The organism is Mesorhizobium sp. M3A.F.Ca.ET.175.01.1.1, assembly GCF_004791945.1.
Taxonomy (GTDB): Bacteria; Pseudomonadota; Alphaproteobacteria; order Rhizobiales; family Rhizobiaceae; genus Mesorhizobium.
In genome coordinates, this window is sequence record NZ_SRTP01000006.1 from 226,780 (window position 1) to 241,267 (window position 14,488).

A 14,488-nucleotide genomic window follows, 5' to 3' on the forward strand; every position below is an offset into this window, starting at 1 on the left:
GGAGTCCGGCGCGGTGGATCGGCGCGCAGACGCCGAGACGGACGAGGGGGTGTTCCAGCCTGGCGCCATGAGTCCACAGGCTGTGGCCCCACACGACGTAGGGTTCCATTTCGACCATAGCAGAGGCCGGCCGTCGGCGGCAGCCAAGCGTTACTGCATGTCGCGCAAAAGTGTGCAGCGGTTTAGCGAAAACGACATGCATCAAAACAAAGACCTAAGGCGCGTCACCTGGATCCGTTGGATCCGTTTCAGGACGATGCGCTTTAGGGGGCTGGAATACAATAGTTTGGCGTTCGGGAGGCGGGCGCCGGGGCTATTGCTGCGGCGATGTGCTCTCGGCGCGAATGGGCCCGGCATAGCCGAGACTGTTGTCGGCCTGCTCCGGCGTCGGCGGGCGCTTTATTTTGGCAGAGGCTGCGATCACCAGGTCGTCGAAATGCTCGGTGCCGCCGTCCAGCATCTCGAACAACTGCCGCCGCATCCGCGGCTCCCAGAACTTGTTGATGTGCTCCGCGACGCCGGCAATGCCTTCCTCGCGCGGCTTCGAATGGAAGAACGCGGCGATCTGGTTGGCCATGCGCACCAGCTTTTCCCGCGTGCTCGTGATGTGGTCTTCGTCATGCGACATGCTTGGCAACTCCAGAAGTCACGCGGTCGGGGTGGGTGAAAATATCGAAATCGTCGCCGCGCACCAGCGCCACCAGCGTCATGCCGGCGGCCTCCGCGGTGCGGACGGCAAGGGCGGTCGGCGCCGAAACCGCGATGATGACGGCGGCGCCTATCGCGGCAGTCTTCTGCACCATCTCCACCGAGACGCGCGAGGTCACCACGACGGCGCCGCTCGCACCGTCGATGCCGGCTTTCGCCAGCGCGCCAGCGAGCTTGTCCAAGGCATTGTGGCGGCCGACATCCTCGCGCGCCATGACGATGCCCTTGCCCGGCACGTAGAAACCCGCAGCATGCACCGCACCGGTTTCGCTATGCAGAGGCTGCAGCTTCGACAGCAGCCGGACCGAACGGGTGATATCCTCCGCGTCAAGCGTAAGTTTCGACGAACCGACCTCGTCGACCGAGCGCATCGCCTCCTCGATGGATTCGATTCCGCACAGCCCGCAGCCGACCGGCCCGGCCAGCCTGCGACGCCGCGCCTGGAAGCGCGTGTTGGCCTGGTCCTTCAGCTTGATCTGGATGTCGATGCCGGCGCCAAGATCCTCGACTTCGATTGCTTCGATTTCTTGCCGGTCAGCAACGATGCCTTCGGTCAGCGAGAAGCCGAGCGCGAAATCCTCGAAATCGGCTGGACTTGCCATCATCACTGCATGGGTCGTGCCGGCATAGGAGAACGCCACCGGCGTTTCCTCCGGCACCATCCGGTTCGCAGCCGCAGTGCCGCCGGCGCGATGCGCCAACCGCGAGATCTGCGATATGGCCGGACGCTTGTGCATCAGACCCGCTTCATCCAGCTGGGTGTCAGCTCAGGAACGTCGCGCGCAATGGACTCGAACGCTTCGTAGTGCCCCTTGCCCATTATGTTAGCGACTATTCGCCGCAATTTGTCGAAGTCGTCTTTGGCCGCCTGATTTTGGATATCGCCAAGAAAGCCATCGAGCTCGGCCCCTTGCTTTTCGCAGAGGTGAAGGAGTCTCTCGTAAGCATCCTTTCGCGTCACCGTGCCACTCCGTAAGTGTAACCTCGCCCCAACCCTTCGAAGGCGAGGTTGTCAGCGACTACTCCGCCGCTTCCAGCGGGGCGATGCGGCGGCTCTGCCGCGCCTGCTCGTTATAGTCCTTTTGCCAGTCGGTCGGGCCGTTGGACGGCGATACCTGGACGGCGGTGACCTTGTATTCCGGACAGTTGGTCGCCCAGTCCGAGAAGTCGGTGGTGATCACGTTGGCCTGGGTGTCCGGGTGGTGGAACGTCGTATAGACGACGCCGGGCGACACGCGGTCGGTGATCTGCGCCCTCAGCGTGGTCTCGCCGGAGCGGCTTACCAGCCGCACCCAGTCACCCTCGCGGATGCCGCGGTTCTCGGCGTCATGCGGATGGATCTCCAGCCGGTCCTCGGCATGCCACATGACGTTCTCGGTGCGCCTGGTCTGCGCGCCGACATTGTACTGCGACAGAATGCGGCCGGTGGTGAGCAGCAGCGGGTAGCGCGGTCCGGTTCTCTCGTCCGTCGCCACATATTCGGTGCGGATGAACTTGCCCTTGCCGCGCACGAAGCCGTCGATATGCATGATCGGCGTGCCGAGCGGCGCCTTGTCGTTGCAGGGCCACTGGACCGAGCCGACGCGGTCGAGCAGCTCGAACGAGACGTTGGCGAAGCTCGGCGTCGTCTTGGCGATCTCGTCCATGATCTCGGACGGATGCTGATAGTTCCAGTCGAGCCCAATGGCGCGGGCAAGCTCCTGCGTCGCTTCCCAGTCGGCGTAGCGCGCCTTCGGCTCCAGCACTTTGCGCACCATGTTGATGCGGCGCTCGGCATTGGTGAAGGTGCCGTCCTTCTCCAGGAAGGTCGAGCCCGGCAGGAAGACATGCGCGTAATTGGCGGTTTCGTTGAGGAACAGGTCGTGCACGACGACGCACTCCATCGCGGCGAGGCCGCCGGCCACGTGCTTGGTGTCCGGATCGGACTGCAGGATGTCCTCGCCCTGGATGTAGATGCCCTTGAACGAGCCGTCGACGGCGGCGTCCAGCATGTTGGGGATGCGCAGGCCCGGCTCGTCGTCGAGCTTCACACCCCACAGGCTCTCATAGATGTCGCGAACCGCCTCGCCCGAGATGTGGCGATAGCCCGGCAACTCATGCGGGAAGGAGCCCATGTCGCAGGAGCCCTGCACGTTGTTCTGGCCGCGCAGCGGGTTCACGCCGACGCCCGGCCGGCCGATATTGCCGGTGGCCATGGCCAGGTTGGCGATCGCCATCACCGTGGTCGAGCCCTGGCTGTGTTCGGTCACGCCGAGGCCGTAATAGATCGCTCCATTGCCCCCCTTGGCGTAGAGACGCGCCGCGCCGCGGATCAGTTCCGGATCGACGCCGGACAGCTTGCCGACGGTTTCCGGACTGTTTTCCGGCAGGGCGACGAAGGAGGCCCAGTCCTGGAACTCGGCCCAGTCGCAGCGCTCGCGGATGAACGCCTCGTTGAACAGCCCTTCGGTGACGATGACATGCGCCAGCGCCGTCAGCACCGCAACGTTGGTGCCGGGCTTCAGCGGCAGGTGATAGTCCGCTTCGATATGCGCCGACTTGACCATCTCGGTACGGCGCGGGTCGAGCACGATCAGCTTGGCGCCTTCGCGCAGCCGCTTCTTCAGCCGCGATGCGAACACCGGATGGGCGGAAGCGGGATTGGCGCCGATGATCACGGCGACGTCGGTGAATTCGACCGAATCGAAATCCTGCGTGCCGGCGGAGGTGCCGTAGGTCTGGCCCAGACCGTAGCCGGTCGGCGAATGGCAGACGCGCGCGCAGGTGTCGACATTGTTGTTGCGGAAGCCCTGCCGCACCAGCTTCTGGACGAGGTAGGTCTCCTCGTTCGTGCAGCGCGAGGAGGTGATGCCGCCGATCGCGGTGCGTCCGTACTGATACTGAATGCGCCGGAACTCCTTCGCCGTGTGGGCGATCGCCTCTTCCCAGCTCACTTCACGCCACGGGTCGCTGACCTTCTCGCGGATCATCGGCGACAGGATGCGGTCCTTGTGCGTGGCATAACCATAGGCGAAACGGCCCTTCACGCAGGAGTGGCCGTGGTTCGCCTTGCCGTCCTTATAGGGCATCATGCGGATGACCTCGTCACCCTTCACTTCGGCCTTGAACGAGCAGCCGACGCCGCAATAGGCGCAGGTGGTCACGGCCGAGCGCTCCGGCATGCCCTTTTCGAGTACCGTCTTCTCGCGCAGCGCATCAGTCGGGCAGGCCTGCACGCAGGCGCCGCAGGAGACGCATTCGGAGGCGATGAAATCCTCGTGCATGCCGGCGACCATGCGTGATTCGAAGCCGCGGCCCTCGATGGTCAGCGCGAAGGTGCCCTGCACCTCTTCGCAGGCGCGCACGCAGCGCGAGCAGACGATGCACTGCGCCGGGTCGTAGGTGAAATACGGGTTGGATTCGTCGCGGGCGATGTAGTCGACGGCTAAAGAGCCATGGCCCGGCGCGACCCCATTCTCTTCCTTGACGTGATTGCGGCCTTCGACGCCGTAGCGGTTCTCGGCGAGACCGACGGACTTCGCCAACACGTCGAACTCGCTGGCGCCGGTTCCGGCCTTCTCGTTCCAGCCGGTCGGATGGTCGGAGACGTAGAGTTCCATGACGCCGCGGCGAATGGCGTCGAGGCGGTCGGACTGGGTACGCACCACCATGCCTTCGCCGACCGGCGTCGTGCAGGAGGCCGGCGTGCCGCCGCGGCCTTCGATCTCGACGAGGCAGACGCGGCACGAACCGAAGGAGTCCAGCATGTCGGTGGCGCAGAGCTTCGGGATCTCCACCCCGCCCTCCATCGCCGCGCGCATGATCGAAGTGCCTTCCGGCACGGTGATGCTCTGGCCATCGACGGTCAGCGTGATCTGCTTTTCGGACCGCGATTGCGGAGTGCCGTAGTCGATCTCTTCGATCAGTGTCGGGAAGTCGGCTTTGATGTTCATCTGCCAGCTCCTATTCAGCAGCCGCGCGCGCCGGCGCCGGCTTGAAATCCTCGGGGAAATGCGTGATCGAGCTCATCACCGGATAGGGCGTAAAGCCGCCCAGCGCGCAGAGCGATCCGAACTTCATCGTGTTGCAGAGGTCGGTGACCAAAGCGAGGTTCTTCTCCGCCTCGATGCCGGCGGCGACCTTGTCGAGAACCTCCACGCCGCGCGTCGAGCCGATGCGGCAGGGCGTGCACTTGCCGCAGCTTTCGATGGCGCAGAATTCCATGGCAAAGCGCGCCTGCTTCATCATGTCGGCGCTGTCGTCGAAGACGGTGAGGCCGGCATGGCCGATCAGTCCATCACGCTTGGCGAATTCTTCGTAGTCGAACGGCGTGTCGAACAGCGCGCGCGGGAAATAGGCGCCGAGCGGCCCGCCGACCTGCACCGCCTTCACCGGGCGCCCGGAGGCCGTGCCGCCGCCGATCTCGTCGACGATCTCGCCCAGCGTCAGACCGAAGGCCGTCTCGAACAGGCCGCCATGCTTGACGTTGCCGGCGATCTGAATCGGGATTGTGCCGCGCGAGCGGCCCATGCCGAAATCCTTGTAGAAGGCGGCGCCCTTGTCCATGATGATCGGCACCGAGGCCAGCGAGATGACGTTGTTGATCACCGTCGGCTTGCCGAACAGGCCTTGAATGGCCGGCAGCGGCGGCTTGGCGCGCACCACGCCGCGCTTGCCTTCGAGGCTGTTCAACAGCGAGGTTTCCTCGCCGCAGACATAGGCGCCGGCGCCGACGCGGATTTCCATGTCGAAGGCGTGATGCGAACCCAGCACGTTGACGCCGAGGACGCCCGCCTTGCGGGCGATCGCAACAGCCTTGTTCATCGTCGCCACCGCATGCGGATACTCCGAGCGGATATAGACGAAGCCCTTGGTCGCGCCGGTGGCGATGCCGGCGATCGCCATGCCTTCGATCAGCACGAACGGATCGCCTTCCATGATCATGCGGTCCGCGAATGTGGCGCTGTCGCCCTCGTCGGCGTTGCAGACGATATATTTGCGCTCCGATGCCGTATCCAGCACCGTTTTCCACTTTATGCCGGTCGGAAACCCTGCGCCGCCGCGGCCGCGCAGGCCGGATTCGGTGACTTGGCTGACGATCTCGGCCGGCGCCATGACGACTGCATTCTGCAGGCCTCTAAGGCCGCCATGCGCCTTGTAATTGTCGAGCGACAACGGGTCGATGACGCCGCAGCGCGCAAAGGTCAGCCGCGTCTGCTTGGCGAGGAAGGGGATCTTGTCCGGTGCGCCGAGCCAGCGCTTGTGGGGAGCGCCCTTGAGGAAGCCGCTGTCGAACAGGCTTTTCACGTCGGACGGCTTGACCGGCCCGTAGGCGACGCGGCCTTCCGCGGTCGCTACCTCGACCATCGGCTCCAGGAAATAGGCGCCGCGCGACCCGTTGCGCACGATCTTGGCCTCGACGCCGCGCTCCTTGAGCTCTTTCTCGATCGCTATGGCGACCTTTTCGGCGCCGAGCGCCAGCGCGCCCGAATCGGCGGGGATATAGATGCGCGGGATCATGAACGCACCTCCGCGACGATCTCTTCGATCTTCTCGTCATCGAGCCGGCCGATCACTTCGCCGTCCAGCATTGCCGATGGCGAGCAGGCGCAAAGCCCAAGGCAGTAGACCGGCTCCAGTGTAACCGATCCGTCGCGGGTGGTCTCGTGAAAACCGATGCCGAGCAGTTGCTTGACCTTGGCGGCGACGGCATCCGACCCCATCGACTGGCAGGCTTCGGCCTGGCAGAGCTTCAGCACATGGCGGCCGGCGGGCTGGGCGCGGAAATCGTGGTAGAAGGTAACGACGCCATGCACCTCGGCCCTGGAGAGGTTCAGCCCGTCAGCGATGACCGGCAGGGCCGCCTGCGGCACATGGCCGAACTCTTCCTGAATGCCGTGGAGAATCGGCAGCAGCGGACCTTCGAGGTCCTTCAATTCCTCGATGATCGCCGCTGTGCGCGACGCGATCTCGGTACTTGCAGGCTGCATCGGCATGCAGCGCCCTCCCTGGTTCTTCGCTAAGCCCTTACGAAATCAGAGGAAACCTCCGAGATCAATAAAGCTGTTTCGTTGCTTGATAGAAAATTTCTATCGAGCTCGCTCAGCCTGCATTGTCTAACGCATGCGGTGGGCGCGGATATCGTCTGCCAGCGCCATCGCCTCGTCCAGCAGCGCCTGCACCAAAGGTGTATGCGGCTCGCGAGGGGCCGCCACCAGCCCGACCGTGTGGCTGGCATCCGGATCGACGATCGGTATGGCCCGGATCGGCTCGGAAAAACCGAATGTTTCCGCGAGGTTAAGCGGCATGATCGAGGACCATTTGCCGGTCCGGATATGTGAGAACAGCACGATCATGGAGTTGGATTCCAGCGTCGGCCGGACCTGGACTCCGGCTTCTGCCAGATGCTGATCGATGATGCGGCGGTTTTGCATGTCCGGCGTCAACAGGCAGAGCGGCAGCTGGCTGATTTCGGACCACGTCACTTTGTCGCGGTCGGAATAGGGGTTCCCGATCGCCGTGATCAGTTGGTAGCGTTCGTCATAGAGCGGCACGCTGGTGACGCGCCCGAGCGGTTCGTTGTCGAGATAGGTGATGCCGGCATCGACATCGAAATTGCCGAGCAGCGACAGCACCTCGATCGAGGTGCGCGACAGGATCGAGAAAGTGACGCCCGGGTGCTTTTCGCGAAACGGCGTCGTCAGCCGCGCCACCATGGCGAGCGCCGTGGGAACCGCCGCTATGCGGATGCGACCCGAAAGGCCATGGCGCGCCGCGCGCATCTCCTCGCGCATGGTCCTCGAGTCGCCGACGATGCGCCGCGCCCACACCAGCACCTGCTTGCCTTCCGGGGTCAGGCCCTGGAAGCGCGAGCCGCGCAGCACCAGCATGACGCCAAGCTGTTCCTCCAACTGCTTGATGCCGGCCGACAGCGTCGGCTGGGTAACGCCGCACACTTCCGCCGCCCGGCCGAAATGCTCTTCCTTGGCGAGCGCGATGAAGAATTCCAGCTTGTCGATCATGCTGCGGAGACCGTTGTGGACTTTTGATCCGATCCTTCCGCGCAAGGTCGGGGAAATCCTCTTGCACCGCAAGCCGCATCTGCAATCGGCCGCATCCACATCTTTCAGCCGGCTCACTGTTTCCCAAGGCGCATTGCGGCGTTATGTCAGGGAATAGAATCTGCCGCGACGGGAGAAGGACATGCTGGGCTGGTTTCGCAGACTGCTGCCGCGCGAGGACCGCTTCTTCGATCTGTTCGAGCGACACTCTCGCACCGTGGTCGGCGGCGCCGAGGCGCTCGAGCAGCTTCTCCAGGGCAAGGACATCGACCGCTGGTGCCAGAAGATCATCGATCTCGAGAACGAGGCGGACGCCATCACCGCCGAGGTGCTGCTTGCCGTCAGGCGATCCTTCATCACGCCCTTCGATCGCGGCGACATCAAGGATCTGATCCAATCGATGGATGACGCCATCGACATGATGCACAAGACAGTCAAGACGGTGAAGCTGTTCGAGAAGCGAGAATTCGATCCGCTGATGCAGGAAATGGGCAGTGTCATCGTCCAGGCCGCGCGGCTGGTGGCCGAGGCCATTCCGTTGCTCGGCAAGGTCGGGGCGAACACGGCGCGGCTGAACGCCATCGCCGAAGAGGTCATGCGCGTCGAGGGCAGGGCCGACGATCTGCACGAACAGGGGCTGAAGGATCTCTTCAGGAAACACGGCAAGAGCGATGCCATGGCCTATCTGATCGGCTCAGAGATCTACGGCGAGCTCGAAAAGGTGGTCGATCGTTTTGAGGACGTCGCCAACGAGATCAGCGGCATTGTCATCGAGAACGTATAGGCGATGGACGCTACGATCGCCTTTCCCCTGCTGGTCGGCCTCGTCGCTGTCGCGCTGTTCTTCGATTTCCTCAACGGCCTGCACGACGCTGCCAACTCGATAGCAACCATCGTTTCCACCCGGGTGCTCAGGCCGCATTACGCGGTGTTCTGGGCGGCCTTCTTCAATTTCATCGCCTTCCTGTTCTTCGGCCTGCACGTCGCCGAGACCGTGGGCAAGGGGATTGTCGACGCCAGCATCGTCACGCCGGCGGTGATCTTCGCCGCATTGGTCGGCGCCATCGTCTGGAACATCGTCACCTGGATCGCGGGCATTCCCTCGAGCAGCTCGCATGCGCTGATCGGCGGACTGGTCGGCGCCGGCGTCGCCAAGGCCGGCATCGGCGCCATCGTCTGGTCGGGGCTCGGCAAGACGATCGCCGCCATCGTGCTCTCGCCGGCGACGGGGTTCGTCCTGGCGCTCATCCTTGTGCTCGTCGTTTCCTGGCTGTTCGTGCGCCAGACGCCGTTCGCCGTCGACAACTCCTTCCGTGTCCTGCAGTTCTTTTCCGCCTCGCTCTATTCGCTCGGCCATGGCGGCAACGACGCGCAGAAGACCATGGGCATCATCGCCGTGCTGCTCTATTCGCAGGGCATGCTCGGCCAGAGCTTCTACGTGCCGCTCTGGGTGGTCATCACCTGTCAGTCAGCCCTGGCGCTGGGCACGCTGTTCGGCGGCTGGCGCATCGTCCACACCATGGGTTCCAAGATCACGCGGCTCAATCCCATGCAGGGCTTCTGCGCCGAGACGGGCGGCGCCATCACGCTGTTTGCCGCAACCTGGCTTGGCGTGCCGGTGTCGACCACGCACACCATCACCGGCGCCATCATCGGCGTTGGCGCCGCCCGCCGCGTCTCGGCCGTGCGCTGGGGCATAGCCGGCAATATCGTGGTGGCGTGGGTGATCACCCTGCCGGCCACCGCCGCCATTTCGGCTCTCACCTATTTGGCCACGCGCCTGGCGGGCTGACGCGGACCGCCCGCCGAACCTACTCGCCCGCAAGGCACAGAATGTTGCCGTCGGGATCCCTGAACCAGGCCACCTTCATGCCGTGGCCGACATGAATGTCGCCCGCGAGAGTCAGGCCGGGCATCTCATAGTGCTCGAATGCGACGCCCTTCGATTTCAGCTTCTGGACGATTGCGTCGATCTGGCTCCCGACTGTCCAGGTCACAGCCGTCGCCTTGTTGGTTCCGGCGAATTCCGAATGATAAACGTTGATGTTGGTGTCGCCGCTTTTGTAGACGGCCAGTTCTTCCCCCATCTCGTCCACCTTCTTGAGCCCCAGCGTTCCCTCATAGAAGGCCTTGGCCCTTTCCAGGTCCTTCACCGCCAGGTTGGCTGTAGCATTGCTGTTTTCGAGCATGGCTGTCTCCTCCTGCGGATTGTCGCGCCCACGTCGCTCACGGATCGACATAGGGCGCATGATCCGATTGGCCATGGAACTCCTGCCTCGCCGGAGCCTTCCGCACTTCGGGCACCTGCCGATCTCTCCCTTGGCACGCCGGGTGCGCCGCTGCGCCACGGCTTGGTTCTGCCGGGAAACTGCACTATCTGGAACGCATAAAGCTGAGGAAAGATCATGGCCGTCACCAAGGAATCCGTCATCGAGCGTCTGAAGACGGTGAACGGGCCGGACTTCACCGGCAACATCGTCGATCTCGGAATGGTTTCCGAGATTTTCATCGCCGACTCCAAGGTGTTTTTCTCGATCACCGTGCCCGCTGCCCGCGCCCAGGAACTGGAGCCGTTGCGCGCAGCCGCCGAGCGTGCGGTCAAGGCGATTCCGGGTGTCGCAAACGCCGTCGTCGCGTTGACCGCGGAGAAGAAGGGCGGCGGCATGGAGGCGCCGGTCCCGCCCCGCCAGTCGTCGCAGGCAGCGCCGCCACGGCCCGCTGCACCGGCGGCGCCGCAGCGTGCCGTGCCGCAGGCGCCGGCTTCGCAGAGCCACGGCAAGCGCGGCGTGCCCGGCATCGATGCGATCATCGCGGTTGCCTCCGGCAAGGGCGGCGTCGGCAAATCCACGACTGCCGTCAACCTGGCGCTCGGCCTTGCCGCCAACGGGCTGAAGGTCGGCGTGCTCGATGCCGACATCTATGGCCCGTCGATGCCGCGGCTGCTCAACATCCGCGGCCGGCCGCAGACCGTCGACGGCAAGATCCTGAAGCCGATGCAGAATTACGGCCTCAAGGTGATGTCGATGGGTTTCCTCGTCGATGAGGAGACGCCGATGATCTGGCGCGGCCCGATGGTGATGTCGGCGCTTACGCAGATGCTACGCGAAGTCGAATGGGGCCAGCTCGACGTGCTGGTGGTCGACATGCCGCCCGGCACCGGCGACGCCCAGCTCACCATGGCGCAGCAGGTGCCGCTTGCCGGAGCCGTAATCGTCTCGACGCCGCAGGATCTCGCCCTGATCGACGCCCGCAAGGGCCTCAACATGTTCAAGAAGGTCGATGTGCCGCTGCTCGGCATCGTCGAGAACATGAGTTATTTCCTCGCCCCCGACACCGGCAAGCGCTACGACATTTTCGGCCATGGCGGAGCGCGCCGCGAGGCCGAACGGCTCGGCGTCACTTTCCTTGGCGAGGTGCCGCTCGAGATGGGTATCCGCGAAAGCTCCGACGCCGGCGCCCCGGTTGTTGCTTCCAAGCCGGAGGGTGCCGAGGCCAGGATCTATCGCGACATCGCTTCGAAGGTCTGGAACAGGGTTCAGGAGGAGCGCGGCGCGGCGGAAGCCGCCGTGCCGTCGATCGTGTTCGAGTGACCCTGCTTTCGGGGAGCATTACTGCATGTGCGCAAAACTGTGCAGCGGTTCTTTCTCGCCCATTCGGCAAGCAAAGTCATAAGACAAGCGCGCCGCCTGGATCCGTTTTCAGCGCGACGCGCCAACCTTCTGGCCGAACGTCGAGAAGAACTGACCGGCAAGCTTCTTCGACGTCGACTCGGATCAGCCGGCTGCCGAGCTGGGCGATCTTGCCGCCGACATCGGCCATCGCCGCATATTTCAGGATCGTCGTGTCCGCACCGTCGGCAGCCAGCGTCACATCGGCGCCGCCCTTGGCGAAGCCGGCGATACCGCCCTTGCCTTCGCCCTGGATCGTATAGGAATGCGGCGGTTTGAGATTCTTCAGCGTGACCGGCCGTTGAACGTCGCCTTTTGATCGACCCGATCTTCGGCACCACGGTAGCAGCCATCTCAGTGTTGGATTTCTTTTCGAGACCTTGGCAGCCGGGAATGGCCTCCTTCAGGATGGCAGGGTCGTTGAGCCCTTCCCGCACTTTTTGCAGGGGTGCGGCGATGCGCTCCTCGCCTTCGATCACCAAAGCCATCAAAACCTCCCGGATTGCTGGCTCCGATTGGTCCTAGCGCGGGCCCCGCTATATGTCTATCGCACCAAAGTGCGGGTTCGTGGCGCGGCTGCCTCTTGCTTGCATGCACGCGTTGTCATATCGATTTGTCATACAAATACGGAGACCATGATGGCCGGCGCCCCAACCAAGAAGAAGAAATTTCGCTCGCAGGAGTGGTTCGACAATCCCGACAATCCGGGCATGACGGCGCTCTATCTCGAGCGTTACCTCAACTACGGACTGACGCGTGCCGAACTGATGTCCGGCAAGCCGCTGATCGGCATCGCCCAGACGGGGTCGGATCTCTCGCCCTGCAACCGCCACCATCTCGAGCTTGCCAAGCGCGTGCGCGAGGGCATTGTGTCGATGGGCGGAATTCCCTTCGAGTTCCCGTGTCATCCGATCCAGGAAACCGGCAAGCGGCCGACTGCGTCGCTCGACCGCAACCTCGCCTATCTCGGTCTGGTCGAGGTGCTTTACGGCTATCCCCTCGACGGCGTCGTGCTGACCATCGGCTGCGACAAGACCACGCCTGCGCTGCTCATGGCAGCGGCCACCGTCAATATTCCGGCCATCGCACTTTCGGTCGGGCCGATGCTCAACGGCTGGCACAAGGGCAAGCGTACCGGCTCGGGCACCATCGTCTGGGAATCGCGCCAGCGGCTTTCGGCCGGCGAGATCGACTATGACGAGTTCATGGACATCGTCGCCTCCTCGGCGCCCTCGACCGGCTATTGCAACACCATGGGCACCGCCACCACCATGAACTCGCTGGCCGAGGCGCTCGGCATGCAACTGCCGGGTTCGGCCGCCATCCCCGCGCCTTATCGCGAGCGCGGCCAGATCGCCTACGAGACAGGCAGGCGTATCGTCGACATGGTGCATGAGGACCTGAAGCCTTCCGACATCATGACCCGCCAGGCCTTCGAGAATGCCATCGTCGTCAACTCGGCGATCGGCGGCTCAACCAACGCGCCGATCCATCTCAACGCGATCGCCCGTCATCTCGGTGTGCCGCTCGACAATGACGACTGGCAGAAGGTCGGCCTCAACGTGCCGCTGATCGTCAACCTGCAGCCGACGGGCGAGTATCTCGGCGAGGACTATCACCATGCCGGCGGTGTGCCCGCGGTTGTCGCCGAACTGATGAGGGGCGGCGTGCTCCCCCACCCCGATGCCCTCACTGCCAACGGCAGGTCGATCGGCGACAATTGCCGCGGCGCGGTCAACGAGAATCACGATGTCATCCGCAGCATCGACAAGCCGCTGAAGGCCAATGCCGGTTTCATCAACCTGAAGGGCAACCTGTTCGATTCCGCGATCATGAAGACCAGCGGCATCTCGCCGGAATTCCGCGAGCGCTATCTGTCCAATCCGAAGGATCCGGAGGCCTTCGAGGGCAACGCCATGGTGTTCGACGGGCCGGAGGACTATCACGCCCGTATCGACGATCCGGCGCAAGGCATAGACGAGAATACGATCCTGTTCATGCGCGGCGCCGGTCCGGTCGGCTATCCGGGCGGAGCCGAGGTGGTCAACATGCAGCCGCCGGCCCACCTCATCAAGAAGGGCATCCATGCGCTCGCCTGCATCGGCGACGGCCGCCAGTCCGGCACCTCCGGCTCGCCGTCGATCCTCAACGCCTCGCCGGAAGCGGCGATCGGCGGCGGCCTTGCGCTGCTCAAGACCGGCGATCGCGTCCGCATCGACCTCAAGAAGGGCACGGCCAACATCCTGGTCAGCGACGAGGAGATCGCCAAGCGGCGCGCAGCCTTGCAGGGCAATGGCGGCTATCACTATCCCGAGCACCAGACGCCGTGGCAGGAGATCCAGCGCGGCATGGTCGACCAGTTCTCGGCCGGCATGGTGCTGAAGCCGGCAGTGAAGTACCAGGACGTCGCGCATACCAGGGGCGTGCCGCGCGACAACCACTGACCTGTATTCAGTAGGGTCAAACGGGGCGGCCTGCCGGCAGGCGGGTCGCCCTTCATCTCGCCTTGCTTCGGCCGCGCCGGATATCCAGATAAGCGTCATCTCGACCGGCTCCGGGGCAAGACCATCATGACCAGGCGGCGCTCATCTCTCGGCTTCCTCGGCGTGTTCGGCCGCTCGGGCGACCTGCGTCAGCTCGACGACGCCCTGCGCGCGGCCGACCTGCATCCGGCCCTGGTGCCGGAGGGCGTCAAGCTCACCATCGTCAATCTGATGAAGGATCATTGGCCGCAGGACCCGCCGCCGCACGCCTACACGTCGGTCGCGCAACTCTGCAGCTATTGCGTCGCCGGACCGGAAACCTTCGAGCAGGCCAATGGCAGCGAGGCGACGCTGGAAGCCGAGCGCCGCATGGAGGCCGCGCTCGAAGCCGGCGACAGTCTCGACGCGCAGATCGTGCTGATGACGCTGCACGCAAAGCTGATCAATGCCGAGGTCGTCGAGCGCTACGGACTGACCGCGGAGTAGGATGCGTTGAGGTTCAGGTCAGGCCGAGTCGAAAACGGCATTTTCCGAGAACCGGCCTACGCCGGCCGTAGCCTTCATAGAGCGGAAACACTTGTGACGGCTT

At 64.1% G+C, this 14,488-nt stretch carries 14 protein-coding genes and 1 pseudogene; 5 read left to right on the forward strand and 10 right to left on the reverse strand.

All coding sequences use genetic code 11. From position 1 onward, the window contains the following. Nucleotides 1–313: 313 nt before the first annotated feature. The 7 genes from EN818_RS16840 to EN818_RS16870 all read right to left on the reverse strand — a co-directional run bounded on the left by EN818_RS16840 (nucleotide 314) and on the right by EN818_RS16870 (nucleotide 7,709). Nucleotides 314–628: a formate dehydrogenase subunit delta gene (locus tag EN818_RS16840; protein WP_095806623.1), complete on the reverse strand. Its 315-nt coding sequence runs from the start codon at nucleotides 626–628 to the stop codon at nucleotides 314–316. Continuing rightward, nucleotides 618–1,448 (reverse strand): formate dehydrogenase accessory sulfurtransferase FdhD, encoded by an 831-nt coding sequence (fdhD, locus tag EN818_RS16845; protein ID WP_095806622.1) that lies wholly within the window; start codon nucleotides 1,446–1,448, stop codon nucleotides 618–620. The genes EN818_RS16840 and fdhD overlap by 11 nt, the downstream gene beginning before the upstream one ends. Then, nucleotides 1,445–1,669, reverse strand: coding sequence for a hypothetical protein (locus EN818_RS16850; protein ID WP_095806621.1), 225 nt, complete (start codon nucleotides 1,667–1,669; stop codon nucleotides 1,445–1,447). The genes fdhD and EN818_RS16850 overlap by 4 nt, the downstream gene beginning before the upstream one ends. A 58-nt stretch (nucleotides 1,670–1,727) precedes the next feature. Further along, entirely contained in the window at nucleotides 1,728–4,640 is a 2,913-nt protein-coding gene (gene fdhF / locus EN818_RS16855; protein ID WP_095806620.1) for a formate dehydrogenase subunit alpha, read from the reverse strand. A 10-nt stretch (nucleotides 4,641–4,650) separates the two neighbouring features. Then, nucleotides 4,651–6,207, reverse strand: a complete 1,557-nt coding sequence (locus EN818_RS16860) for an NADH-quinone oxidoreductase subunit NuoF (protein ID WP_095806619.1) — start codon at nucleotides 6,205–6,207, stop codon at nucleotides 4,651–4,653. Continuing rightward, nucleotides 6,204–6,683 (reverse strand): formate dehydrogenase subunit gamma, encoded by a 480-nt coding sequence (locus tag EN818_RS16865; RefSeq protein ID WP_095806618.1) that lies wholly within the window; start codon nucleotides 6,681–6,683, stop codon nucleotides 6,204–6,206. The genes EN818_RS16860 and EN818_RS16865 overlap by 4 nt, the downstream gene beginning before the upstream one ends. 120 nt (nucleotides 6,684–6,803) lie before the next feature. Next, nucleotides 6,804–7,709, reverse strand: coding sequence for a LysR family transcriptional regulator (locus EN818_RS16870; RefSeq protein ID WP_129553510.1), 906 nt, complete (start codon nucleotides 7,707–7,709; stop codon nucleotides 6,804–6,806). Nucleotides 7,710–7,890: 181 nt separating this feature from the next. Between EN818_RS16870 and EN818_RS16875 the strand changes: the two genes are divergently transcribed. Beyond that, entirely contained in the window at nucleotides 7,891–8,532 is a 642-nt protein-coding gene (locus EN818_RS16875; RefSeq protein ID WP_095806617.1) for a DUF47 domain-containing protein, read from the forward strand. Between the two features lie 3 nt (nucleotides 8,533–8,535). Further along, a complete protein-coding gene (locus tag EN818_RS16880; RefSeq protein ID WP_095806616.1) occupies nucleotides 8,536–9,540 on the forward strand; it encodes an inorganic phosphate transporter in 1,005 nt (334 codons plus the stop codon). 19 nt (nucleotides 9,541–9,559) lie between these two features. Here the strand turns inward: EN818_RS16880 and EN818_RS16885 are convergent, their stop codons facing one another. Further along, the gene (locus EN818_RS16885) at nucleotides 9,560–9,937 is read right to left on the reverse strand and encodes a VOC family protein (RefSeq protein WP_095806784.1); all 378 of its coding nucleotides are present in this window, start codon (nucleotides 9,935–9,937) and stop codon (nucleotides 9,560–9,562) included. 216 nt (nucleotides 9,938–10,153) lie between these two features. On the opposite strand from EN818_RS16885, the gene EN818_RS16890 reads away from it, so the two are divergent. Next, nucleotides 10,154–11,338 (forward strand): Mrp/NBP35 family ATP-binding protein, encoded by a 1,185-nt coding sequence (locus EN818_RS16890; RefSeq protein ID WP_095806615.1) that lies wholly within the window; start codon nucleotides 10,154–10,156, stop codon nucleotides 11,336–11,338. A gap of 76 nt (nucleotides 11,339–11,414) precedes the next feature. Here EN818_RS16890 and EN818_RS33635 read toward each other — a convergent pair whose 3' ends face one another. Both EN818_RS33635 and EN818_RS33640 read right to left on the reverse strand, forming a co-directional pair. Continuing rightward, nucleotides 11,415–11,774, reverse strand: a complete 360-nt coding sequence (locus EN818_RS33635; protein WP_348631412.1) for an SRPBCC domain-containing protein — start codon at nucleotides 11,772–11,774, stop codon at nucleotides 11,415–11,417. Further along, nucleotides 11,764–11,904 (reverse strand): annotated as a pseudogene (locus EN818_RS33640) (SRPBCC domain-containing protein); the annotation flags it as partial. The gene EN818_RS33635 and the pseudogene EN818_RS33640, both read right to left, overlap by 11 nt. A gap of 150 nt (nucleotides 11,905–12,054) precedes the next feature. On the opposite strand from EN818_RS33640, the gene EN818_RS16900 reads away from it, so the two are divergent. Both EN818_RS16900 and EN818_RS16905 read left to right on the forward strand, forming a co-directional pair. Then, nucleotides 12,055–13,860 (forward strand): IlvD/Edd family dehydratase, encoded by a 1,806-nt coding sequence (locus tag EN818_RS16900; protein WP_095806783.1) that lies wholly within the window; start codon nucleotides 12,055–12,057, stop codon nucleotides 13,858–13,860. A 126-nt stretch (nucleotides 13,861–13,986) separates the two neighbouring features. Next, nucleotides 13,987–14,385: a hypothetical protein gene (locus EN818_RS16905; protein WP_095806614.1), complete on the forward strand. Its 399-nt coding sequence runs from the start codon at nucleotides 13,987–13,989 to the stop codon at nucleotides 14,383–14,385. Nucleotides 14,386–14,488: the final 103 nt, after the last annotated feature.

Bases quoted from the DNA above. Each gene is read 5' to 3' on its own strand.
- EN818_RS16875 (WP_095806617.1), top strand. From the start codon at position 7,891: ATGCTGGGCTGGTTTCGCAGACTGCTGCCGCGCGAGGACCGCTTCTTC.
- fdhF (WP_095806620.1), bottom strand. From the start codon at position 4,640: ATGAACATCAAAGCCGACTTCCCGACACTGATCGAAGAGATCGACTAC.
- EN818_RS16860 (WP_095806619.1), bottom strand. From the start codon at position 6,207: ATGATCCCGCGCATCTATATCCCCGCCGATTCGGGCGCGCTGGCGCTC.
- EN818_RS16865 (WP_095806618.1), bottom strand. From the start codon at position 6,683: ATGCCGATGCAGCCTGCAAGTACCGAGATCGCGTCGCGCACAGCGGCG.
- EN818_RS16890 (WP_095806615.1), top strand. From the start codon at position 10,154: ATGGCCGTCACCAAGGAATCCGTCATCGAGCGTCTGAAGACGGTGAAC.
- EN818_RS16840 (WP_095806623.1), bottom strand. From the start codon at position 628: ATGTCGCATGACGAAGACCACATCACGAGCACGCGGGAAAAGCTGGTG.
- EN818_RS16905 (WP_095806614.1), top strand. From the start codon at position 13,987: ATGACCAGGCGGCGCTCATCTCTCGGCTTCCTCGGCGTGTTCGGCCGC.
- EN818_RS16885 (WP_095806784.1), bottom strand. From the start codon at position 9,937: ATGCTCGAAAACAGCAATGCTACAGCCAACCTGGCGGTGAAGGACCTG.
- EN818_RS16880 (WP_095806616.1), top strand. From the start codon at position 8,536: ATGGACGCTACGATCGCCTTTCCCCTGCTGGTCGGCCTCGTCGCTGTC.
- EN818_RS16900 (WP_095806783.1), top strand. From the start codon at position 12,055: ATGGCCGGCGCCCCAACCAAGAAGAAGAAATTTCGCTCGCAGGAGTGG.
- EN818_RS16870 (WP_129553510.1), bottom strand. From the start codon at position 7,709: ATGATCGACAAGCTGGAATTCTTCATCGCGCTCGCCAAGGAAGAGCAT.